This window comes from Amaricoccus sp., assembly GCF_017993425.1.
In the GTDB taxonomy this organism is placed as follows: domain Bacteria; phylum Pseudomonadota; class Alphaproteobacteria; order Rhodobacterales; family Rhodobacteraceae; genus Amaricoccus.
In genome coordinates, this window is the sequence record NZ_JAGOMQ010000017.1 from 1 (window position 1) to 21,930 (window position 21,930).

Consider the following 21,930-nt stretch of genomic DNA (forward strand, 5'->3'; position numbering starts at 1 on the left):
CTCAGTTCAAGCGCGAGGTAGACGGTGGACTCGGCTCCGGGAATGATCATCGACATCTGCGGCTCCATCGGATGTGAGGGGCCGTCATCATCCGCGGCGCCCCACCTCATAGCATCTGGAACCAGACTTCCAGCGGCCTGCCGCGCGCCGCCTCGGGCAGCGCGGCGGCTACCGCCTCGGGGAAGCTTTTTTAAAGCCCTCCTGGGCCGCGGGATCGGTCTTCGGATGCCGCGGGCGCACGGACAGCCGCCGGTAGCCGAGCGCCGCCAGGTACTTGCCGACCGTCCGCTCGTGGACCTTGACCCCGAACCGCTCCGCGATCCGCCGCTCGAGGTCCTGCCGCCGCCAGCGCACCACGCCGTCCACCGCGGGATCAGGGCCCGTCTCCACCCAGGAGGCGAGCTCGGCCATCTGCGCGGGCGAAAGCCGCCGCGGCTTCGTCCCACCCGCCAGGTTGGCGAGCCCGGCCAGCCCCTCGGTGTTGTAGCGGTGCACCCAATCCCGAAGCGTCTGCCGGTCCATCCCACAGGCCTCGGCCGCGGTCTTCCGGTCGACGCCCTCCAGCACCAGCGCGATCGCCAACATCCGCCGCGCCGCCTTCGCGTCCCGGCTCTTGCCCGCCGCCCGCCTCAGTTCCGCCGCTGTCAGATCCGTCCTCGTAACCCTCACCGCAGACGACATCCCCGCCTCCCCCTGCCTACATGCAGTGAGTCAGAGATCACCCCGCTTGGGAATCCCCCGAGAGTCAGTCAACGCGGCCGCTGGTATGAGAGCGCGCAACGGCGCGCAGGGGGTCCGCCTGCGCTTGTGCGGGCGGGGAGTCCGGCTCCGGGGCGCAAAGGCGCCCCGTCCTTCCTTCAAGACCAGGGCGCGGGGTTGCGGGCGGCGCGCGCCGGCGGCTAGGGTCCGCGCGAGCAGGACGGCGGCAGGAGCCGATGGCGGACGCGCAGGTGACGATCGAGGCCGCGGACGCGGCCGGCGGCGGTTCGGTCGTCCGCTTCGCCGGGCCGATGGTCGTCGCCGACGTCGAGGCGCTGCGCGACCGCGTCCGCGAACTCCCCCCCGGAGGCCCGGTCACCCTCGACCTCCGCGGCGCGAAGGAGATCGACACCGCCGGGGCCTGGCTCCTCGTCACCCTGCGCCGCCGCCTCGCCGCGGAGGGCGTCGAGACCCGCATCGAGGGGGCCGACGAGAAGCAGGCCCTCATCATCGACACCGTCGAGAAGGCCCTGCCAACCGAGCCCGCGCCGCAGCGCAAGGGCCATCCCTTCGTCGACTGGGTGGCCCGCCTCGGCGAGCACACCCACGCCCTCCTCACCGGCGCGGTCGAGATGACCGCCTTCGGCGGCGAGATCGTCGCCTGCCTCGGCGGCACGCTGGTCCGGCCCTGGCGGCTCCGCTTCACCGCCCTCGTCCATCACATGCAGGACGTCGGGCTCAACGCGGTGCCCATCGTCGTGCTGATGGCCTTCCTGATCGGCATCGTCCTGGCCTTCATGGGCGCGGTGCAGCTCCGCCAGTTCGGGGCCGAGGTCTTCGTCATCGACCTGATCGCCATCACGCTCCTGCGCGAGCTCGGCATCCTGATGACGGCGATCGTCGTCGCCGGCCGCACCGCCTCGGCCTACACCGCCGCCATCGGCTCGATGAAGCTCCGCGAGGAGATCGACGCGATGCGGACGCTGAGCCTCGACCCGATGGAGACGCTGGTCCTGCCGCGGGTGCTGGCGCTGGTGCTGACCCTGCCGCTCCTCGGCTTCCTCGCCAACATCGCCGGCCTCCTCGGCGGCGGGCTGATGTCCTGGAGCGAGCTCGGCATCTCGCCCGCGCTCTTCATCGCGCGGCTGCGCGACACCGGCGACGCCTGGACCTTCCTGACCGGCATGATCAAGGCGCCGTTCTTCGCCGTCGTGATCGGCCTCGTCGGCTGCTACGAGGGGATGAAGGTCGAGAAGAGCGCCGAATCCCTCGGCCAGCGCACCTCCGACTCGGTGGTGATCGCCATCTTCCTCGTCATCGTCCTCGACGCCGCCTTCGCGGTGTTCTTCATGGAGGTGGGGATTTGACCGACGCCTCCGCCCCGACCGACGCGGCGGCCGGCGGCGTGACGGGCGGCTTGGCCGACGCCCCCGCCCCCGCCGCGGAGCGCGAGGCCGTCATCAAGGTGCGCGGCCTCGTCACCCGGTTCGGGCCGGCGGTGATCCACGACGGGCTCGACCTCGACGTCTGGCGGGGCGAGGTGCTCGGCGTCGTCGGCGGCTCGGGCACCGGCAAGTCGGTGCTGCTCCGCGAGATCGTCGGGCTCCTGCGCCCCGCCGAGGGCTCGATCGAGGTCTTCGGCGTCGACATGCTCCACGCCGACGCGGCGCAGCGGCGGGCGGTCGAGACGCGCTGGGGGGTGATGTTCCAGGACGGGGCGCTCTTCTCCTCGCTCACCGTGCGCGAGAACGTCGAGGCCCCGATGCGGATCATGGCGCATCTCGCGCCCGACCTGCGTGCCGCGCTGGCGGAGCTGAAGGTCGCGCTCGTCGGCCTGCCGGCGAACGCCAACGACAAGTACCCGGCCGACCTCTCCGGCGGCATGAAGAAGCGCGCCGGCCTCGCCCGGGCGATGGCGCTCGACCCCGAGATTCTGTTCCTCGACGAGCCGACCGCTGGGCTCGACCCGATCGGCGCCAGCGCCTTCGACGAGCTGATCCGCTCGTTGCAGCAGGCGCTGGGGATCACCGTCTTCCTCGTCACCCACGACCTCGACACCCTGCACGCCACCTGCGACCGGGTGGCGGTGCTGGCGGAGAAGCGCGTCCTCGTCACCGGGACGATGGCGGACATGCTGGAAGTGGACCAGCCTTGGGTGCATGAGTACTTCCACGGGCCGCGCGCCCGCGCGGCGCTCGCAGGCGCGGCAGACTAGCGCGGGAGGCTAGGGAGCGGCCATGGAAACCCGGGCGAACTACGTCCTGATCGGCGCGGTGACGCTCCTCGGGGTGCTCGCGACCTTCGCCTTCTTCCTGTGGTACGCGAAGATCTCGGTCGACCGCCGCTTCGACTACTACGACATCGTGTTCGAGAGCGTGACCGGGCTCAGCCAGTCGGCCGACGTGCGCTTCAACGGCATCACCGTCGGGCGGGTGCTCGATATCGGCATCGACCCGACGGACGCCTCGCGGGTGCGGGTGCAGATCGAGGTGGCGGCCGGCACGCCGATCCGCTCGGACACGGTGGCGACGCTGCAGGTGCAGGGGGTCACCGGCGTCGCCTTCGTGTCGCTGTCGAACTCCGACCCGGACGCGCCGCCGCTGGAGCCCGACGAGAAGACCGGGACCTACACGATCCGCTCCGAGCCCTCGGTGCTCGACACGCTGCTCGACACCGCGCCGCGGCTGCTGAAGGAGGCGACCGAGCTCCTGCGCCAGCTGAGCTCGTTCACCGGGCCGGAGAACCAGGAGCGGGTGGCGAAGATCCTCGACAATGCCGCCAACGCCTCCGCCGGGCTCGACACGGCGCTGAAGGACTTCTCCTCGATCTCCGGCTCGGTGCGGACGGGAGTGGAGCAGATCGCCGGCTTCACCGACCGGCTCGCCGGCATCGCCGAGCGGGCGGAGACGACGCTCGCCACCGCCGAGACGACGCTGGAGAGCGCGCGGACGGCGTTCGAGGCCTCCAGGCAGACGCTCGCCTCGGGCACGGCGGCGCTCGACGCGGCGAAGGGCGCCTTCGCCCACGCCGACACGCTGCTGACCGAGAAGGGGCCGGCGGTGGTCGACGGCTACGGCGCGCTGGCGAGCGCGGCGACGGCGGCTGTGGAGGATCTGCGCGGTCGGGCCGGGCTCACGCTCAACCGGGTGGACGGCGCCGTCGACCTCGCGGCGGCGCGGCTGCGCGAGGCCGAGGGGCCGATCGCCGCGGCCGGGCCGATGATCGCCGCGGTCGAGGAGGCGGCGACCTCGGTCGACGAGCTCTTCGACGGCGACGGCGCGGCGATGGTCGCCGAGGCGAAGACCGCGCTCGAGACGGCGAACCGTCTCCTCGAGACCGACGCGCCGCTGATCCTCGCCGACCTGCGCACCGCCGCGGCGACGGTCAACCGCGTGGTCGCCGAGGTGGGCGCGGACGCGACCGGTTTCTCCGGCCGGCTCGACGGGCTCGCCGCCTCGGCCGGGACAACCCTCGCCGACGCCGGCGCCGCCTTCCGCAGCGCCAACGCCCGGCTCCAGGACATCGCGCCGGCCGTCCTCGCCGCCCGCGGCGCGGTCGAGGCCGCGGAGCGCGCCTTCGGCTCGGCCGACCGGGTGATGAACACCGACATCGAGCCGGTGGTGACCGACCTCCGCGCCGCGATCGCCCGCTTCGACACGGCGCTCGCCCAGGTGACCGACGACCTGCCGCAGATCACCGCGGAGGTCCGCGGCGCCGCCGAGAGCGCCAACCGCGCGGCGGGGCAGTTCGAGACCATCGTGGCGCGCAGCGCCCAGCCGGTGCAGGACTTCACCACCGCCGGGCTGCCGCAGTTCGCCCGCCTTGCGACGGACGCGCGGGCGCTCGTCGCCTCCCTCGAACAGCTCGTCAACCGCATCGAGCGCGACCCCGCCCGGTTCTTCCTCGGCGGCGGCCGGCTCCCGGAGTACTCGCGATGACCGACAAGGCGCACAAGGGGCGGGCGGGCGTCGCCGCCGGGCGGATCGCCCGCATGGGCGCGCTCGTGCTGGCGCTCGCCGCCACCGGGGGCTGCGCCGCGGTCTCGGCGCTCTCCAGCGCCTCGCAGCCGCTCGACGCCTACGCGCTGACCCCGCTCGCCGGCGCGAGCGGCGCGGCGCGGGGGAGCCGGCACATCGTCGTCGAGACGCCCTCGGCCTCGGGCGCGATCGCCACCGACCGCATCCTGGTCAAGCCCTCGCCGCTCCAGGCCGCGTACCTGCCGGGCGCGCGCTGGGTCGACCCGGTCCCGGTGATGGTCCAGACGCTGCTGGTGCAGTCGCTGCAGGCGAGCGGGGCCTTCCGCCTCGTCGGCCGGACGCCGCTCGGGCTCTTCCCCGACAACACGCTCCTGACCGAGATCCGCGCCTTCCAGGCCGAGCCGGACGGCGAGGCCTACCGGGTGCGCGTCGCCCTGACGCTGACGCTGATCCGCGACGTCGACGGGACCGTGCTCGCCAGTCGCAACGTCGAGCGCGCCGCCCTGTCGCCGACCGCCCAGCCCCTCGCCATCGCGGCCGCCTTCGACGCGGCGATGGGCGCCGCGCTGCGCGAGGCGGTCGCCTGGACCGCCGGCGGCGGCGCCGGGGCCTGAGCGCCGGGGTGCGAGGCGCGCCGCGCCGGCTGGCGTGTTCACGCGTGAATATTCATCAAGTCATTGATATCATTGAGGGCTATCTTGACGGAACCTTACCTGGCGCACGGCCCCACACCGGGGCCGGGCACCCTCGTGGCCATCGCCCACGATGCTTGCGCCCTCCCTGTCCGAACCGCTCCGCGTGGAGAAGGTTGACATGCGCATGGCAACCTGCGGCCTCGCCCGCGGCTCCCCGGCGCGCGGCGGGGCTTGCATTCCGGCAGGCCCGGAGATACGTGCATCGGCGGCGCCGACGTAGCTCAGTTGGTTAGAGCACCAGATTGTGGATCTGGGGGTCCCCCGTTCGAGCCGGGGCGTCGGTACCATTCAAATCAATCACTTGCCGCCCTCTCCGGCCTGAGCTGGAAAACTCGGCGCCGTTCGCGCAGCGCTTGAGGCGGTCGGCGTGGAGTCGGTTGTCGGGAACGGTGAACGGGTGAGGCCGGGAGAGAACCATGATGGATTGGCGTGGCCAGTCTGACGAGCAGGTTTTTGAAACCGGCGGTGAGATGCCGGGCTTGTTGAATGCATACGATCGCGGCCTTGAAATCAGTCGACGGCGGTTTCAGTTGGAGAAGGACGTAGCCGCGGCGCAAATTTCCGCCGCCAAGGCGCAAAATCTGCGGCCTTTCGGACAATGATCTCCGCAATAGCTGTTGCCGTCACCGTTGTTCTTACGGGGACAAGTCTGTGGATTAATTCATGGCGACCCTGATCCACAACGAGAGGACGAAGCTGACCGCCACGTTCATCAACGGCATGGCCTTGACGGTCTTCGCCGTCGGCGGGCTGGCGCCTTTCATCGCCGCCGCTTACGGGGCAGAGGGGCCTCGGCCGGTGCTGCTCCTCATGGCGCTTTATTGCCTGGGCGTGTCGTTCACCCTACATTATCTCGCACGGCGCGTTCTCGGAAAGCTGACGCCATGACTGGAATTGAGCTGACGCTGCTGATCTTCCCGACCGCCGCCCTCGCCCTCGGCGGGTTGGTCTACTGGCTCGCGACGCGCGAGGAGCGGCCGAGTCGCCGTCACCCCGCGGAATAGTCCGCACTCCGGCCGATCCCGGCCCCCGCGGGGGGCGGATCGCAATCACGCGAATGCGGCCTCACGCCGCCGCGATGCGCGAGGCGCCGTCGGCGTCCGCCACCGCGAGGCGCGGCGTCGAGGCGGGCAGCTCGGCGAAGAGCTCGGGGCCGGTGCCGGTCAGGAAGGCCTGCGCGCCCAGCCCGGCCAGCGCGGCGTAGAGCGCGGCGCGGCGGCCGGCGTCGAGATGGGCGGCGACCTCGTCGAGGAGCAGGATCGGCGCGGCCCCCGCGGCAGAGGCGACCGCGGCGGCGTTGGCGAGGGTCAGGCTGATCAGCATCGCCTTCTGCTCGCCGGTCGAGGCGAGGCGCGCCGGCATCGCCTTGGCCGCGTAGAAGGCGGCGAGGTCGTCGCGGTGCGGGCCGGTCAGCGTTCGCCCCGCGGCCATGTCGCGGCCCCGCCCGGCGCGCCAGGCGGCGGCCAGCGCCTCGGCGGTCTCCGGACCTTCCCGCTCCAGCGCCAGCTCGGCGGCGGGAAAGCCCTCGGCCCGCGGCGGGGCGGCGAGGAGCGCGAGCGCGGCGCGGCGGTTGGCGATCACCGCGGCGCCCGAGGCGGCCATCCGCGCCTCGATCGCCTCGAACCAGGCCGGGTCGCGCACCCCGTCGCGGATCAGCCGGCCGCGCTCGCGCAAGGCGCGGTCGTAGGCGGTCGCCGCCTCGGCATGGCCGGGGATCAGGCTGAAGGTGGCGCGGTCGAGGAAGCGGCGGCGCTCGGCGGCGGCGTCGACCCAGAGCCGGTCCATCGCCGGGGTGAGCCACAGCACCCGCAGCGCGCCGCCGAGCGCCGCCTGCGACGCGGCCTTGCCGTCGATCTCGACGCTGCGGCCGCCGCCCGCGCCGGCGGTGACGACCTCGCGCTGGCCGCCGAGGCCGGCGACCTCGGCCGCGACGCGCCAGCCGAGCGGGTCGCCGCCGCGCGCCAGCTCCTCGGCCCCGGCGCCGCGCAGGCCGCGGCCGGGCGAGAGCAGGGAGATCGCCTCGATCAGGTTGGTCTTGCCGGCGCCGTTCGGCCCGTGGATCGCCACCGGCCCGGCCGGGGGCAGGTCGAGGCTGGCCTCGGCATAGGAGCGGAAGCGCCGCAGCGCCAGCCGCCGGACCGCGAGGGCGGCCGCCACCGCCGCCCCTGCCGCGGCGGCGGTCAGACCCGCATCGGCATCACGACGTAGACGGCGCTCTCGTCGTTGCCCTCGCGCATCAGCGTCGGGTCGCCGGCCGAGTTGAACAGGAAGACCGCGTTCTCGCGGTCGACCTGGCCGGCGATCTCGAGGAGGTACTTGGCGTTGAAGCCGATCTCCAGCCGCTCGTCGGCATAGGCGACGGCCAGCTCCTCGTCCGCCGCGCCGCTGTCGGGGGCGTTGACCGAGAGGACGAGCCGGTCGTCCTCCAGCGCCATCTTGACCGCGCGGCTGCGCTCGGAGCTGACGGTGGCGACGCGGTCGACCGCCTGGGCGAACTCGGCGGCGTCGACCTCGAGCCGCTTGGCGTTGGCGGTCGGGATGACGCGGGCATAGTCGGGGAAGGTGCCGTCGATCACCTTCGACGTAAGGGTCACCTCGGGCGTGGCGAAGCGGATCTTGGTCTCGGAGACGGAGACGGCGATCTGCGCCTCGTCGTCGTCGAGGAGCTTGCGGAGCTCGCCCACGGTCTTGCGCGGCACGATGACCCCGGGCACGTCGGCCGCGCCCTCCGGCAGCGCCGCGTCGATGCGGGCGAGCCGGTGGCCGTCGGTGGCCACGCAGCGCAGCACCGGGCCGTCGGCCCCCTTGGCGGCGTGGAGGTAGACGCCGTTGAGGTAGTAGCGGGTCTCCTCGGTCGAGATCGCGAACTTCGCCTTGTCGAAGAGCCGGCGCAGCACCGGGGCGGGGCAGGCGAAGCTCGTCTGGTACTCGGCGCTCGCCATGAGCGGGAAGTCCTCGCGCGGCAGCGTCGCGAGCGAGAAATGCGAGCGCCCGGCGCGCACCTCGAGCCGGCCGGCGAGGCCGTCGTCGTGCAGCTCGACCATGGCGCCGTCGGGGAGCTTGCGGACGATCTCGTGGAGGGTGTGCGCCGAGACGGTGGTCGCGCCGGCGCGGGCGACCATGGCGGGGGCGCGCTCGACGACCTCGATGTCGAGGTCGGTGGCGCGGAAGCTCACCTGGTCGCCCTCGGCCTCGATCAGCACGTTGCCGAGGATCGGGATGGTGTTGCGCCGCTCGACCACCGATTGCGCGCGGCTCATCGCCTTCAGGAGGGCGTTGCGCTCGAGGCTCAGTTTCATGGGCTCACCCGTCAGCGAGAAGCGGCCCGCGGTTCCGTTCCGGTCGCGCGGGCCGTGACGTTAGCGAATTGCCCGGAAAGGGCAAGGGGCCGACCGGCGCGGATCGGGGCGCGGATGGCGGCGGCCGGCTTCATTGACCGGAATCGGGGCATGTGAGCTGATTGCGCATTTCCGGACCTCATTCTGCGGGAGACGCCCATGCATGCCATCCAGCCCATCCTCGTCGCGCTCCTCTGCGCCGCAGGACCGGCCGCGGCCGCGACGCTCGACTTCCACACCGCCTCGGGCCGGGGCGACGGCTACGTCGTCGACACGTCCAATCCGGCCGCGAGCCTGCCCTTCTCCTTCGTGATGGTCGGCAACGACCGCGAGACGGAGGCGATCGAGATCACCCGCTACTTCGCCACGGCCGGAGCGCGCGCCCTGCGGGTCTCCGGCGAGTACGCGTTCCTGAGCAAGGAATACGCCTCCGATCTGGAGATGTTCGGGTATTTCAACGGCGCGGACTACCGGCCGCTGACCACGATCGACTACGGGATCCGGACCCAGACCGGGGCCTTCGCCTTCCTCGTCCGGCCGAACGCCACGTTCGGCTGGTACGAGCAGTCGGTCTATGGCGGGGACGGCGGGGCCGTGGTCACCGTGGGCGCCTCGATCGTGCCCGTGCCGCTGCCGGGGGCGCTCTGGGCGGCGCTCGCCGGGCTCGGCGCGCTGGCCGCAGCGGCGCGGCCGTGGCGGCCCGGGCGCGCCTAGGCCTCCAGCATCCGGCGCAGGAGCTCGACGTCCTCGGCGATCTGGCTGTCGCTCTGGCGCAGCTCCTCGATCTTCCTCACCGCGTGGATCACCGTGGTGTGGTCGCGCCCGCCGAAGCGGCGGCCGATGTCGGGGAGCGACTTCGAGGTCAGCGTCTTGGCGAGGTACATCGCCACCTGCCGCGGCCGCGCCACCGCCCGCGCCCGCCGGGCGGAGAGCAGGTCGGCCATGCGCAGGTTGTAGTGGTCGGCGACCTTGCGCAGGATCTCGTCGATGGTGACCTTGCGCTCCGAGGCGCGCAGGATGTCGGCGAGGCATTCCTGGGTCATGTCGAGGTCGATCCGCCGCCCCACCAGCGAGGCGAAGGCGAAGAGGCGGTTGAGCGCGCCTTCGAGCACGCGGACGTTGGAGCTGATGCGCTGGGCGAGGAACTCCATCACCCCCGGGCCGATCGCCACGCCGGGATGCTCGGCGAGCTGCGCCTCGGCCTTGGACTGGAGGATCCCGAGGCGCAGCTCGTAGTCGGTCGGGTGCAGGTCGACGACGAGGCCCCATTGCAGCCGCGACTTGATCCGCTCCTCGAGCCCGTCGATCTCGCCGGGCGCGCGGTCGGCGGAGATGACGATCTGCTTGTGCTGGTCGATCAGCGCGTTGAAGGTGTGGAAGAACTCCTCCTGGGTCGAGTCCTTGCCGGAGATGAACTGCACGTCGTCGACCATCAGCATGTCGACGGAGCGGAACAGCTCCTTGAACCCGTGCATCTCCTTGAAGCGCAAGGCGGAGATGAAGCGGTACATGAACTGCTCGGCGGAGAGGTAGAGCACCCGCGCCGTCGGGTCGGCGTTGCGGACCTCCCAGGCGATGGCGTGCATCAGGTGGGTCTTGCCGAGGCCGACGCCGCCGTAGAGGAACAGCGGGTTGAAGCTCACCTGCCCGCGCTCGGCCACCCGCCGCGCCGCGGCATGGGCGAGCTCGTTCGGCTTGCCGACCACGAAGCTGTCGAAGGTGAAGCGCGCGTCGATCGGCGAGGTCGGCAGCTCGACGTCGCCGCCGGGATCGGCGGCGCGCGACTCGGCCGGGGGGGCCGACGGGGCGGCGGGACGCTTCGGCGTCGCGGGCCGCCCCGCGTCGGCGGCGGGCGCCACGCCGAACTCGAGGCGGGCGACCGCCTCGCCCTCCTGGAGCAGCAGCTGGCGGATCGTCTCGCCGTAGTTGCGCAGCACCCAGGTGCCGATGAAGCCGGTCGGGGCCTCGAACCGGCCGACGCCCTGGTCGGAGCCGAGATAGACCAGCGGCTCGATCCAGTTCCGGCAGGCGTCGGGTCCGAGCTGGGCGCCGAGTCGGCCGCGCAGCCGGTCCCATGTGTCGCCCGGCGTTCCGTCGCTCATGTGGGCCACGGCGGGAATCACGGCCAGACCGGGCGGAGGTCGTCAGCACACCAGGACGCGTATCCTATCCCAGCAACGTCCGACATCCGCCACTCTCCTCGTCCCTGTCGGTCCTGTTGACCGGACCATATGCCGACTCGCAAGGTCGGCGACTATAAGCGACAAGCCCATCGCGCCTTAAGCTACGAAGCGCCGCTATCGCACCAGAATCGTTCGGGAATGATCACGACACGGTCTGCCTTCTTCATTGGCTCGTCAAAGCCTGCACTGCCTTATTTGTTGCGCGGTGCTTCGCGAGGCTGCGTCGCGAGATTCGAACCGTCACGCCAGACCATAGCGAAGGGCGGCTGGCCGAACAACCGGACCGAAGGCGGAACATGTCCGGCGCCCCCCGAAACGCAAGAACGCGCCGAAGCCGGCGCGTTCTGTCGGAAGGTCGGACCCGCCTTGGCGGGGGGACGATCAGGCCTGGAGCGCCTTCACCCTGCCGGCGAGGCGGGAGATCTTGCGCGAGGCGGTGTTGCGGTGGGTCACGCCCTTGCTCACGCCGCGCATGATCTCCGGCTGGGCGACCTTGAGCGCCTCGGCGGCCGCCGAGAAGTCGCCGGTGGAGATCGCCTCCTCGACCTTGCGGATGAAGGTGCGGATGCGCGAGCGGCGCGCACGGTTGACGGCGGTGCGGCGCTCGGTCTGGCGCGCGCGCTTCTTGGAGGACGGCGAGTTTGCCATGTCGTTTCTTGTCCGGTCCGTATCATCGCGGGAAATCAGGCGCGGTCCCTACGCGCTCGCGGCGCCCGAGTCAACCGCCGCCCTGCCCGCGCCTGCGAAGCCGCGGCGGCGGCGCCTCACCTGCCGCGGAACTGCGGGCTGCGCTTCTCGACGAAGGCGGCCATGCCCTCGGCCTTGTCCTCGGTGGAGAAGAGCGCGTCGAAGAGCCGCCGCTCGAAGAGCAGCCCCTCGCGCAGCGTGGTCTCGAGGCTGCGGTTGACCGCCTCCTTGGTCGCCATGACGGCGAGCGGCGCCTTGGCGGCGATCTTGGCGGCCGTCTCCTGCGCGTCGCGCAGGAGATCCTTCGCCGGCACGACCCGACTGGCGAGCCCGGCGCGCTCGGCCTCGTCGGCGTCCATGAAGCGCCCCGTGAGGCACATCTCCATCGCCTTCGACTTGCCGACGAGCCGGGCGAGCCGCTGGCTGCCGCCCATGCCCGGGATCACCCCGAGGTTGATCTCGGGCTGGCCGAACTTCGCGGTGTCGGCGGCGATGATGAAGTCGAGCATCATGGCGAGCTCGCAGCCGCCGCCGAGGCAGTAGCCGGCGACCGCGGCGATGATCGGCTTTCGCACCCGGCCGATCGCCTCGGTCGGGGCGGTGAAGTAGTCGACCGCATACATCTCGGCGAAGCCCTTGGCCGACATCTCCTTGATGTCCGCGCCGGCGGCGAAGGCCTTCTCCGAGCCGGTCACCACCATGGCGCCGACGCTGCGGTCGGCGTCGAGGGCGCCGAGCGCGGCGGCGAGCTCGTCGAGCACCTGGGCGTTGAGCGCATTGAGCGCCTGCGGCCGGTTCAGCGTGACCGTGCCGACCCCGTCCGCGACCTCCACGACGATGGTCTCGTAGGCCATGCGCATCCTCCCCCGCTCGCTTTGCGCGGCCAGCAATAGCATCGCGCGGGGCGGGTTCAACCCTGCGGGGTGGGCTCCGGGTCCGGGTCGGGCTCGGGATCCGGCCAGAGCGCCGCGAGCGGGAAGGCGTGGCTGGCGAACGGCGCGGCCCGCACGTCCTCGCCGTCCTGCACCGCGGCGACGAGCGTCCAGAAGCCCTCGGCGAGGGCGAAGGCCTCGAGCGTGCGGGCGTCCGGGTCGACGAGCCACAGATGCCCGACCCCGTTCGCGCCGTAGATCGTCCGCTTCTCCGTCAGGTCGAACCGCCGCGTCCCCGGCGAGACGATCTCGCAGGCCCAGTCGGGCGCGAGGGTGAAAAACGGCGCGTCCGGATAGGCCGGCATCCGCTCCAGCCGCCACCCCGCCAGGTCGGGGACGACAATGTCCGGCCCGAGGTGAAGCTCCGGCTCGATGGCGAGCTGCCAGCCTCCGGGTTGGCCGAAGAACGGCCCGTCGAGCTGCCCGGCCATGCGGAAGCTCGCGCGCGCATGGCGCATCGGCGGCCGGGGGTGCAGGTGCAGGAGGCCGTTCGCCACCTCCGCGACCATGTGCGGGGGCGCATCGAGGACGTCCCGATAGGTCGCGGCGCGGGCGGGACCGGAATGCGCGGTCATGCCGTCACCCTAGCCCTTCCCCGGCCCGCTGTCACCGCTGGCAGGCGGGGCAGAAGAAGCTCGAGCGGCCCGACTGGACCACCCGGGCGATCTCGCCGCCGCAGCGGCGGCAGGGCTCGCCCTCGCGGCCGTAGACGGCGAAGCTGTGCTGGAAGTAGCCGAGCTCGCCGTCCGGCTGGCGATGGTCGCGCAGCGACGAGCCGCCGGCCTCGATCGCCTCGGCGAGGACGGCGCGGATGGCGGCGACCAGCCGCTCGGCCTCCTCGGCGGTCACCTCGCCGGCGAGGCGCAGCGGCGACACCCCCGCCCGCCACAGCGCCTCGCAGACATAGATGTTGCCGAGCCCCGCCACGGCGCGCTGGTCGAGGAGCACCGCCTTCACCGGCGCGAACCGGCCCGCCATCAGCCCCGCCAGCACGCGGGCGTCGAAGGCGTTGCCGAGCGGCTCCGGCCCGAGCCCGGCGAGGAGGCGGTGCGCCTCGACCTGCGCCGTCGGCGCGAGGTCCATGGCGCCGAAGCGGCGGGCGTCGTTGAAGGTCACGCGCGCCCCGCCCTCGACGTCGAGGATCACGTGGTCGTGCTTGCCCGGGGTGGCGAGATCATGATGGAAGGCGCCGAGGACCGCGCCCGAGACCAGCATCCGCCCCGACATGCCGAGATGGACGATCAGCGTCTCGCCGCGGTCGAGATCGGCGAGCAGGTATTTCGACCGCCGCCGCAGCCCGAGCACCCGCGCGCCGGTCAGCCGCGCCGCGAAGCCCTCCGGCAGCGGCCAGCGCAGGTCGGGGCGGCGGGCCTCGGCCCGGACGATCACCCGGCCGGCCAGCACGGGCTCCAGCCCGCGGCGCACCGTCTCGACCTCGGGCAGCTCCGGCACGATCCCTCCAGCGGTTGTCACCCGCGCGCCCGCGCTTATAAGCAGGGCGACGAGCTGACCGGAAGCCCCATGACCGAGCCCCGCACGACCCATTTCGGCTTCGAGACCGTGCCGGAGGACGAGAAGGCGGGCCGCGTCCACGGCGTGTTCTCCTCGGTCGCGCGCCGCTACGACCTGATGAACGACGCGATGAGCCTCGGCGTCCACCGGCTGTGGAAGGACGCGATGCTCGACTGGCTGGCGCCGCGGCCGGGGATCGCCGCGCTCGACGTCGCGGGCGGGACGGGCGACATCGCCTTCCGCCTGCTGCGCCGGGCCGCGGGCGCCCGCGTGACCGTGCTCGACCTCACCGAGGCGATGCTGGTCGAGGGCCGCGCCCGCGCCGCGGTGCTTCCCTTCGCCGACCGGCTCGACTGGGTGGTCGGGGACGCGATGCGGCTGCCCTTCCCCGACGGCGCGTTCGACGCCTACACGATCGCCTTCGGGATCCGGAACGTCACCCGGCCGGAGCAGGCGCTGGCCGAGGCGTTCCGGGTGCTGCGCCCCGGCGGCCGGCTCCTCGTGCTGGAGTTCAGCCGGGTCGCGCCGGAGGGGCTGCGGCGGCTGTACGACGCCTATTCCTTCAACGTGATCCCGCCGATGGGGCAGGCGCTCGCGGGCGACCGGGCGTCCTACCAGTACCTCGTCGAGTCGATCCGGCGCTTCCCCGACCAGGAGACCTTCGCCGGGATGATCCGCGACGCGGGCTTCGGCCAGGTCGGCTTCCGCAACCTCTCGATGGGGATCGCCGCGCTCCATTCCGGCTGGAAGCTCTGAGGTTGCGCGGCCCGCACAACCTCTGGCGGCTCATCCGCACCGGCGCGACCTTCGAGCGCACCGGGGCCATGGCGCAGGCGCTCGCCGCGCTCGACGCGCCGCCGGCGATCCGGGCGGTGGCCCGCGTGCTCGGCTGGCCGTTCCAGTGGCTCGGCCTGCGCGGCGACCCGTCGCAGCCGCCGGTGCTGCGGGCGCTGACCGCGCTCGGGCCGGCCTACATCAAGTTCGGCCAACTCCTCTCCACCCGGCCGGACATCGTCGGCCCGGAGCTCGCCCGCGAGCTGACCGTGCTCCAGGACAGCCTGCCGCCCTTCCCGATGGCCGAGGCGCGCGCGGCCATCGAGCGCGAGCTCGGCCAGCCGGTCGACGCGCTCTTCGCCGAGCTCAGCCCGCCGGTGGCCGCGGCCTCGCTTGCGCAGGTCCACCGCGCGACGCTGATCGCCACCGGCCGGCCGGTGGCGATCAAGGTGCTGCGGCCCGGCATCGAGCGGGCCTTCCTGCGTGACGTCGACGCCTTCTGGCTCGCGGCGCGCATGGTGGAGGTCTTCGCCCCCTTCACCCGCCGGCTGCGGCCGCGGGCGGTGATCGCGCATTTCGAGGGCGTGGTGCAGGGCGAGCTCGACCTGCGCATGGAGGCGGCCGCCGCGGCCGAGTTCGCCGCCGGCGCCGCCGACGACCCGGGCTTCCGGGTGCCCGCGGTGGTCTGGCCCGCCTCGGGGCGGCGGGTGCTGACGCTCGAATGGGTGGACGGCATCCCGCTCGGCGACGTGCCGGCGCTCGCGGCGAGCGGCGCCGACCTCGTGGCGCTCTCCGAGCGGATCATCCAGACCTTCCTGACGCACGCTCTCAGGGACGGGTTCTTCCATGCCGACATGCACCAGGGGAACCTCAAGCTCGGCCCCGACGGCGCGCTGGTGGCGCTCGACTTCGGGATCATGGGGCGGATCGACCCCTATACCCGCCGCGTCTACGCCGAGATCCTGATGGGCTTCCTGCGCCGCGACTATCGCCGGGTCGCCGAGGTGCATTTCGAGGCGGGCTACGTGCCGCGCGACCGCGACATGGCGGCCTTCGCGCAGGCGCTGCGCTCGATCGGCGAGCCGATCTTCGGCCAGGACGCCACGCAGATCTCGATGGCCCGGCTGCTCGCGCATCTCTTCGAGGTGACCGAGCGCTTCGGCATGGAGACGCGGACCGAGCTGATCCTGCTGCAACGGACCATGGTCGTGGTCGAGGGCGTGGCGCGCAGCCTCAACCCGGCGATGAACATGTGGGAGACGGCGCGGCCCGTCGTCACCGACTACATCGCCGCGAATCTCGGGCCCCGCGCCGCGGCGCGCGACCTCGCAGCGACGGTGCGCGTGCTGTCCCGGTTCGGCCCGCAGCTGCCGCACATGGCGGAGGCGGCGCTCGTCCGGCTCAACGCCCCGCCGCCCCCGCCGGAGCGCCGGCGCTTCCCCGGTTGGGCCTACGCGCTCGCCGGGGCGGCCGTCGGCGCCGGGCTGGTCGCGCTCGGGACGCTGCTCTGACCCGATCCGCCGGGGGAAGCGCCGGCCTCGGGGAGCCGCAAGGGCTCCCGCTCGGCCGGCGCTGACGACCGGCCGCCTTTGCGGCCGGCCGTCCGGAGCGGCCGCAGGCGGCCGCGAGTCCTTGTTTCCTCCCCGCCCTTTGGCGGGGAGGCGCCTGCTCGATAGATTTCAAGCCAGTATGAATGCCTGAAGGGGGATTGCTGCGCCGGAGCCGCTAAGCGCGGCGCCGGATCAGCCAGGCCCGGCGTCGGCCGTCCAGGCGCGTCTCGGCCAGGAGCGCGTGCCCCTGCTCGGCGCAGAAATGCGGCACGTCCACCACCGCCGCCGGATCGTCCGCCAGCAGCCGCAGCACGGCCCCCGGCGGCAGCGCAAGCAGGCGCTTGCGGGCGCGCAGCACCGGCAGCGGGCAGAGGAGCCCGGTCGCGTCGATCTCGTCGTCCCATTCCATGGGCGCCCGTCCGTCGTCCCATTCCATGGGCGTTTGCCCGTCGTCGCGGTCCATCGCCGCCGGCTACGCGGCCCGGCCGCCGCTGTCCACGCCAATGTGACGTGTGGCGGCGGTGACGCGCGCGCGCGCCTCGGCTAGGGTCGCGGCAAAACGCGGGGGCACATGTTCGGCATCGATCTCTGGGACGCCTCGCTCGCCCCCGCGCTGCTCGTCGCGGGCGTCGCCGGGCTCCTGTCGTTCCTGTCGCCCTGCGTGCTGCCGATCGTGCCGCCCTATCTCGCCTACATGGCCGGCGCCTCGCTCGACGACCTCGCCGCCGGGCGCGAGGCCGACCGTCGGGTGATGCGCACCGCCGTCTTCTTCGTGCTCGGCCTCTCCACGGTGTTCCTGCTCCTCGGCCTCGCCGCCTCGAGCCTCGGGCGCGCGCTGCTCGCCTGGCAGCGCGAGATGGCGATGCTCGCCGGCGCGGTGATCGTGCTCTTCGGCCTGCACTTCCTCGGCGTGTTGCGCATCCCGCTCCTCTACCGCGAGGCCCGGCTCGACGCGCCGCCGGCGAACGGCAGCGCCTTCGGGGCCTATGTCCTCGGCCTCGCCTTCGCCTTCGGCTGGACGCCCTGCATCGGGCCGGTGCTCGGGGCGATCCTGTCGCTGGCCGCGCAGGAGGCCTCCGTCGAGCGGGGGATGCTGCTGATGGGCGTCTACGCCGTCGGGCTCGGCGTGCCCTTCCTGCTCGTCGCCCTGTTCCTGCGCCAGGCGGCCGGCCTCCTCGCCGGGATGCGCCGGCACATGCGCCTGATCGAGCGCGCCATGGGGGCGCTTCTCCTCGTCGTCGGCGTGATGATGCTGACCGGCGCCTTCACCGACCTGTCGTTCTGGCTGCTCGAGACCTTCCCCGCGCTCGCCCGCATCGGCTGAGCGCTATTCCGCCGGCTGCGACAGCGCCCAGGCGAGCACGCGCACCCGGATCGCCGAGGCGAGGCCGGTCTCCGGGTTGCGGGCGGCGTCGATCTCGGCGGCGAGGGCGTTCAGCGGCTTGCCCTCGGCCGCCGCCATGGCGCGGAAAGCCTCCCAGAACGCCGCCTCGAGGCTGACCGAGGTTCGGTGGCCGTGCAGCGTGAGCGAGCGTTTCTCCGGGCGGCCGCTCACTCCTCCCGCCGGCTCTGGTCGAGCCGGCGGGCCGCGAGCGCCGCCTCCGCCTCGCGGCGCTCGCGCTCGGCGCGGCTCTCGCCCGAGGCGGCCGCCTTCACCGCCGCGTCGGCCCGCTCGGCCGCCCGCTTGCGCTGCTTGCGCGCCGTGCGCAGGTTGACGACCCCGCTCACAGCGCCCGCGCCTTGAAGGTGTCGCACTGGCCCGGGTCGCCGGTCTCGTAGCCGCGGTAGAACCAGGTCTGCCGCTGCTCCGAGGAGCCGTGGGTGAAGCTGTCCGGCACCGCCACGCCCCGGCTCGCCTTCTGCAGCGCGTCGTCGCCGATCCGCGCGGCGGCGTTCATCGCCTCGGCCACGTCCTGCCGGCCGACGTTGAAGATGTCCTGCGCGCCGCGCGCCCACATCCCCGCGTAGCAGTCCGCCTGCAGCTCGGTGCGGACGGAGAGCGCGTTCGAATCCCGCTCGCTCATCCGGCTGCGCGCCTGATGGACCTGCCCGAGCGTGCCGAGCTCGTTCTGCACGTGGTGGCCGACCTCGTGGGCGATCACGTAGGCGGCGGCGAACTCGCCGCCCGCGCCCATCTGCTGGTCGAGCACGCGGAAGAAGTCCATGTCGAGATACACGGTCTGGTCGTTCGGGCAGTAGAACGGCCCCATCGCCGCGTTGGCGCCGCCGCAGGCCGAGCGCGTCACTCCGCTGTAGAGCACCAGCCGCGGCTCGGTGTAGGTGAGCCCCGATTGCTGGAAGATCGGCCCCCAGACGTCCTCGGTGCCGGCGAGCACCGTGGCGACGAAGGCCTCGTTGTCGTCGCCGATCTCGTTCGGCCCGGCCGGCGCTTCGGTGCTCACCGAGCCGCCGCCGAGGAACGGGGTCACGTCCACGCCGAAGAACACGCCGATGAGCAGGACGACGATCAGCCCGAGCCCGCCGATGCCGCCCGTCCGCACCATGCCGCCGCGGCCGCGGCGGTCCTCGACGTTGGTGCTCATGCGCCGTCCGCGCCAGTCCATCCCGCGCCTCCCCTGCCGGGACCGGTCGCTCCGGCCCCCTTTGGGGGAAGTATGGGAGGTCCGGCGCGGATGTCACGCCGGATCGCGTCGTGCCGGGCGCGCCGGCTGGCAGGGTCGATTTGACCGCGGGATCGGCGGGCGTGGGGGGGTGTCGCCGTGATCCGGAGAGGCGCTGCAAAATCTTCGTCGCGTTGGCGGCTTCTCACCGAAAATCGGCGAGCGCCCGGCTGTTCGAGATTTGCGCGCAAATATATTTCGAAATATTTTGAATATGAACGGTGAAAACCATTGCATCTTTATCAGCGCCGCATTTCGCAGCGCCGTTCGACTCGCTTTGAGGTTGCGCCGTCCCCGCCCCATCCACTCCGCGCCGAGCCGGGAGACATGCGCATGTCTCCCGGCGGGCGCCGTCGCGGGAAGGACCTTGCCGCTCGGAAGGCTCAGGACCCCGCGTCAGTCGTTGGGGTGGACCATGTCCTCGGGCCGGACCACGCGGTCGAAGGTCGCCTCGTCGACGAAGCCGAGGCGGATCGCCTCCTCCTTCAGCGTCGTGCGGTTCTTGTGCGCGGTCTTGGCCACCTTGGTGGCGTTGTCGTAGCCGATCGTCGGCGCGAGCGCGGTGACGAGCATCAGGCTCTGCGCCATCAGCTCGCCGATGCGCTCCTCGTCCGCCTGGATGCCGACGACGCAGTTGTCGGTGAAGGAGGCGGCCGCGTCGCCCATCAGCTGCATCGCCTGCAGCACGTTGTAGACGATCATCGGCTTGTAGACGTTGAGCTCGAAATGGCCCTGGGAGCCGGCGAAGCCTACGGCGGCGTCGTTGCCCATCACCTGGGCGCAGGCCATGGTCAGCGCCTCGGCCTGGGTCGGGTTGACCTTGCCCGGCATGATCGAGGAGCCGGGCTCGTTCTCCGGCAGGATCAACTCGCCGAGGCCGGAGCGCGGGCCGGAGCCGAGGAGGCGGATGTCGTTGGCGATCTTGAAGAGGCTGACCGCGACGACGCGGATCGCCCCCGACATCTCCACCATGGCGTCGTTGGCGGCCAGCGCCTCGAACTTGTTCGGGGCGGTGACGAAGGGCAGCCCGGTCAGCTCGGCGATCTTGGCGGCGATCCTCTCGGCGAAGACCTTGCGGGTGTTGAGCCCGGTGCCGACCGCGGTGCCGCCCTGCGCCAGCGGGTAGATGTTGTGGAGCGCCGCCGTGACGCGCTTGATGCCCTGCTCGACCTGGAAGGCGTAGCCGCCGAACTCCTGCCCCAGCGTCAGCGGCGTCGCGTCCTGGGTATGGGTGCGGCCGATCTTGATGATGTGGGCGAAGGCCTCGGCCTTCTCGACCAGCGCGGCGTGGAGCTTCTGCAGGCCGGGCAGCGTCACGTCGCGGGCGGTGATGGCGGTGGCGATGTGCATCGCCGTCGGATAGGTGTCGTTCGACGACTGGCCCATGTTGACGTGGTCGTTGGGGTGGACGGGCTTCTTCGAGCCCATGACGCCGCCCAGCATCTCGATGGCCCGGTTCGAGATCACCTCGTTGGCGTTCATGTTCGACTGGGTGCCCGAGCCGGTCTGCCAGACGACGAGCGGGAAGTGGTCGTCCCACGTGCCGGCGACCACCTCGGCGGCGGCGGCGACGATCGCGCGGCCGATCGTCGGGTCGAGGTCGCCGAGCTCCATGTTCACCTCGGCGGCGGCCTGCTTGATGACGCCGAGCGCCCGGCGCATCGCCACCGGCTGATGCTCCCAGCCGATCGGGAAGTTCTGGATCGACCGCTGGGTCTGCGCGCCCCAGTAGCGGTCCGAGGGAACCTCGAGCGGGCCGAAGCTGTCGGTCTCGGTGCGTGTCGCCGTCATCTCTCATCCTCGCTGGACTCGCTGCGCGGCCCTTCTAGCGCCCTCGGCCGGCCCTTGCCATGCCTGCCGGCCCGTCGCATCCTGCGGGCCGCGAGCGACGATGGCGGGAGGCCATGGACGAGATCACCCTCAGCCCGGAATTCCTGCGCAGCCTGATCCTGAAGCTGCGCGCGCTGATGGCGCAGGAGGAGATGGTCTCGCCCGATTCCGGCTCGAACCCCTCGGACGACGAGCGCACCGCCACGCTGCAGGAATCGCCCGACAACCTGACCCGCGCCGAGATCGAGGCGCAGGTCGACGACCTCGAGCCCGACCAGCAGGCCGAGCTCGTCGCGCTGATGTGGATCGGCCGCGGCGACTTCGAGGCCGAGGAATGGGCCGAGGCGCTGGCGATGGCGGTCGACCGGGCCGAGGGCGACGCCGCCGACTACCTGCTCGCCCACCCGCACGTCGCCGACTACCTCGACGAGGGCGTCGACAAGCTCTTCGACGGCTCCGACCTGATGGAGACGGGCGAGTACTGACGCCGGAGGCGTCTCCAGCTACTGACGCCGGAGGCGTCTCCGCTACGGACGCCGGGGGCGTTCTCCGCGGACGCGCTTCAGTCCACCCGCGGCGGCGCGGCCGGGACCCGCACGCCGTGGTCGCGCAGCAGGACGAACTGCGCGTCCGCGTCGAGGCGCATGTCCTCGTAGATCGACCAGTCGGGCGAATCCTTGTGCGCCCAGCGCTCCAGCAGCAGGCCGCGGTTCTCGTCGCGGTAGGTCGCGTCCTCGACGGCGAGCCGCGCGCGGATCTGCGGATCGACCGGCCCGGCCCGCGCCACCAGCGCCGCCGCGCTCGCCGTCCCCGCCGGCTGCTCGCGCCCGGTCAGCGCCGCCACGGCCTCGATGTCGGGATTGGGGTCGACGAGGTTCGCCGCCCCCGGCGTCGGCGCCGGCAGCGCCGCGAGGTTGGTCGGCATCTCCAGCGGCTTCGTCGGCAGCACCAGGAACTCGTCGGGGCTCGACCCCACCCCGGCGCTGCGCAGCGCGCCGGCGAGGCCGCCCCCCTGGCAGGCGGAGAGCGCGCAGGCCGTCGCCGCCAGCGCTGCCGCGCCGGCGATCCTCCGCCACCGCCTCTCTCGACCGATCCGGATCATCGCGGCGCTTCTAGCCCGGATCGCGGCCGC

General features: G+C 72.4%; 24 protein-coding genes, 1 tRNA gene and 1 pseudogene. 12 read left to right on the forward strand and 14 right to left on the reverse strand.

All coding sequences use genetic code 11. The annotated features are described in order from the left end of the window. Positions 1-115 precede the first annotated feature (115 nt). Positions 116-681 (reverse strand): annotated as a pseudogene (locus tag KBB57_RS09725) (IS630 family transposase); the annotation flags it as partial. A gap of 254 nt (positions 682-935) precedes the next feature. Between KBB57_RS09725 and KBB57_RS09730 the strand changes: the two are divergent. The 7 genes from KBB57_RS09730 (at position 936) to KBB57_RS09760 (ending at position 6,259) form a co-directional block, all read left to right on the forward strand. After that, a complete protein-coding gene (locus tag KBB57_RS09730; protein ID WP_290749256.1) occupies positions 936-2,066 on the forward strand; it encodes an ABC transporter permease in 1,131 nt (376 codons plus the stop codon). A 50-nt stretch (positions 2,067-2,116) separates the two neighbouring features. Next, a complete protein-coding gene (locus tag KBB57_RS09735) occupies positions 2,117-2,914 on the forward strand; it encodes an ABC transporter ATP-binding protein (RefSeq protein WP_290749422.1) in 798 nt (265 codons plus the stop codon). Positions 2,915-2,936: 22 nt separating this feature from the next. Next, positions 2,937-4,637: an MlaD family protein gene (locus KBB57_RS09740; protein ID WP_290749259.1), complete on the forward strand. Its 1,701-nt coding sequence runs from the start codon at positions 2,937-2,939 to the stop codon at positions 4,635-4,637. After that, positions 4,634-5,290: an ABC-type transport auxiliary lipoprotein family protein gene (locus KBB57_RS09745; RefSeq protein ID WP_290749261.1), complete on the forward strand. Its 657-nt coding sequence runs from the start codon at positions 4,634-4,636 to the stop codon at positions 5,288-5,290. Before KBB57_RS09740 ends, KBB57_RS09745 begins: the two co-directional genes overlap by 4 nt. Before the next feature lie 291 nt (positions 5,291-5,581). Further along, positions 5,582-5,658: transfer RNA gene (locus KBB57_RS09750), tRNA-His, on the forward strand. Positions 5,659-5,787: 129 nt separating this feature from the next. Beyond that, positions 5,788-5,973 carry a hypothetical protein gene (locus KBB57_RS09755; RefSeq protein ID WP_290749264.1) on the forward strand — a complete coding sequence of 62 codons (186 nt, stop codon included), beginning with the start codon at positions 5,788-5,790 and terminating at the stop codon, positions 5,971-5,973. 61 nt (positions 5,974-6,034) lie between these two features. Continuing rightward, positions 6,035-6,259 carry a hypothetical protein gene (locus KBB57_RS09760; protein ID WP_290749265.1) on the forward strand — a complete coding sequence of 75 codons (225 nt, stop codon included), beginning with the start codon at positions 6,035-6,037 and terminating at the stop codon, positions 6,257-6,259. 177 nt (positions 6,260-6,436) lie between these two features. Here the strand turns inward: KBB57_RS09760 and recF are convergent, their stop codons facing one another. Both recF and dnaN read right to left on the reverse strand, forming a co-directional pair. Continuing rightward, positions 6,437-7,528 (reverse strand): DNA replication/repair protein RecF, encoded by a 1,092-nt coding sequence (recF, locus tag KBB57_RS09765; RefSeq protein ID WP_290749267.1) that lies wholly within the window; start codon positions 7,526-7,528, stop codon positions 6,437-6,439. A gap of 23 nt (positions 7,529-7,551) precedes the next feature. After that, positions 7,552-8,670 (reverse strand): DNA polymerase III subunit beta, encoded by a 1,119-nt coding sequence (dnaN, locus tag KBB57_RS09770; RefSeq protein ID WP_290749269.1) that lies wholly within the window; start codon positions 8,668-8,670, stop codon positions 7,552-7,554. Between the two features lie 198 nt (positions 8,671-8,868). On the opposite strand from dnaN, the gene KBB57_RS09775 reads away from it, so the two are divergent. Further along, positions 8,869-9,423 carry a hypothetical protein gene (locus tag KBB57_RS09775; RefSeq protein WP_290749271.1) on the forward strand — a complete coding sequence of 185 codons (555 nt, stop codon included), beginning with the start codon at positions 8,869-8,871 and terminating at the stop codon, positions 9,421-9,423. Here the strand turns inward: KBB57_RS09775 and dnaA are convergent. From dnaA to mutM, 5 genes are all read right to left on the reverse strand, one after another. After that, on the reverse strand, positions 9,420-10,811 hold the full coding sequence (dnaA, locus tag KBB57_RS09780) for a chromosomal replication initiator protein DnaA (protein ID WP_290749273.1): 1,392 nt from the start codon (positions 10,809-10,811) through the stop codon (positions 9,420-9,422). The genes KBB57_RS09775 and dnaA overlap by 4 nt on opposite strands. Positions 10,812-11,273: 462 nt before the next feature. Further along, positions 11,274-11,540 carry a 30S ribosomal protein S20 gene (rpsT, locus tag KBB57_RS09785; RefSeq protein ID WP_290749276.1) on the reverse strand — a complete coding sequence of 89 codons (267 nt, stop codon included), beginning with the start codon at positions 11,538-11,540 and terminating at the stop codon, positions 11,274-11,276. 116 nt (positions 11,541-11,656) lie between these two features. Next, a complete protein-coding gene (locus KBB57_RS09790) occupies positions 11,657-12,433 on the reverse strand; it encodes an enoyl-CoA hydratase (RefSeq protein WP_290749279.1) in 777 nt (258 codons plus the stop codon). A 56-nt stretch (positions 12,434-12,489) separates the two neighbouring features. After that, a complete protein-coding gene (locus tag KBB57_RS09795) occupies positions 12,490-13,086 on the reverse strand; it encodes a Uma2 family endonuclease (protein ID WP_290749281.1) in 597 nt (198 codons plus the stop codon). Between the two features lie 31 nt (positions 13,087-13,117). Further along, entirely contained in the window at positions 13,118-13,963 is an 846-nt protein-coding gene (gene mutM, locus KBB57_RS09800) for a bifunctional DNA-formamidopyrimidine glycosylase/DNA-(apurinic or apyrimidinic site) lyase (protein ID WP_290749284.1), read from the reverse strand. A 69-nt stretch (positions 13,964-14,032) separates the two neighbouring features. On the opposite strand from mutM, the gene KBB57_RS09805 reads away from it, so the two are divergent. Both KBB57_RS09805 and ubiB read left to right on the forward strand, forming a co-directional pair. Continuing rightward, positions 14,033-14,779, forward strand: coding sequence for a class I SAM-dependent methyltransferase (locus tag KBB57_RS09805; RefSeq protein WP_290749285.1), 747 nt, complete (start codon positions 14,033-14,035; stop codon positions 14,777-14,779). Positions 14,780-14,781: 2 nt separating this feature from the next. Then, a complete protein-coding gene (ubiB, locus tag KBB57_RS09810; RefSeq protein ID WP_290749287.1) occupies positions 14,782-16,308 on the forward strand; it encodes a 2-polyprenylphenol 6-hydroxylase in 1,527 nt (508 codons plus the stop codon). Between the two features lie 214 nt (positions 16,309-16,522). Here ubiB and KBB57_RS09815 read toward each other — a convergent pair whose 3' ends face one another. Beyond that, complete coding sequence (locus tag KBB57_RS09815; protein WP_290749288.1) at positions 16,523-16,756, reverse strand: sulfurtransferase TusA family protein; 234 nt, start codon at positions 16,754-16,756, stop codon at positions 16,523-16,525. Between the two features lie 162 nt (positions 16,757-16,918). On the opposite strand from KBB57_RS09815, the gene KBB57_RS09820 reads away from it, so the two are divergent. Continuing rightward, positions 16,919-17,671: a cytochrome c biogenesis CcdA family protein gene (locus KBB57_RS09820; protein ID WP_290749289.1), complete on the forward strand. Its 753-nt coding sequence runs from the start codon at positions 16,919-16,921 to the stop codon at positions 17,669-17,671. A 3-nt stretch (positions 17,672-17,674) separates the two neighbouring features. On the opposite strand, the gene KBB57_RS09825 is transcribed toward KBB57_RS09820, so the two are convergent. From KBB57_RS09825 to fumC, 4 genes are all read right to left on the reverse strand, one after another. Beyond that, positions 17,675-17,902 (reverse strand): ribbon-helix-helix domain-containing protein, encoded by a 228-nt coding sequence (locus tag KBB57_RS09825; RefSeq protein ID WP_290749291.1) that lies wholly within the window; start codon positions 17,900-17,902, stop codon positions 17,675-17,677. Next, the gene (locus KBB57_RS09830; RefSeq protein ID WP_290749293.1) at positions 17,899-18,075 is read right to left on the reverse strand and encodes a DUF4169 family protein; all 177 of its coding nucleotides are present in this window, start codon (positions 18,073-18,075) and stop codon (positions 17,899-17,901) included. Before KBB57_RS09830 ends, KBB57_RS09825 begins: the two co-directional genes overlap by 4 nt. Next, the gene (locus tag KBB57_RS09835; RefSeq protein WP_290749295.1) at positions 18,072-18,911 is read right to left on the reverse strand and encodes a neutral zinc metallopeptidase; all 840 of its coding nucleotides are present in this window, start codon (positions 18,909-18,911) and stop codon (positions 18,072-18,074) included. Before KBB57_RS09835 ends, KBB57_RS09830 begins: the two co-directional genes overlap by 4 nt. 453 nt (positions 18,912-19,364) lie before the next feature. Continuing rightward, entirely contained in the window at positions 19,365-20,759 is a 1,395-nt protein-coding gene (gene fumC / locus KBB57_RS09840) for a class II fumarate hydratase (RefSeq protein ID WP_290749297.1), read from the reverse strand. Positions 20,760-20,872: 113 nt separating this feature from the next. Between fumC and KBB57_RS09845 the strand changes: the two genes are divergently transcribed. Next, positions 20,873-21,283, forward strand: coding sequence for a DUF3775 domain-containing protein (locus KBB57_RS09845; RefSeq protein WP_290749300.1), 411 nt, complete (start codon positions 20,873-20,875; stop codon positions 21,281-21,283). A 77-nt stretch (positions 21,284-21,360) separates the two neighbouring features. Here KBB57_RS09845 and KBB57_RS09850 read toward each other — a convergent pair whose 3' ends face one another. Next, entirely contained in the window at positions 21,361-21,900 is a 540-nt protein-coding gene (locus tag KBB57_RS09850) for a DUF3035 domain-containing protein (protein ID WP_290749302.1), read from the reverse strand. Between the last annotated feature and the right edge of the window lie 30 nt (positions 21,901-21,930).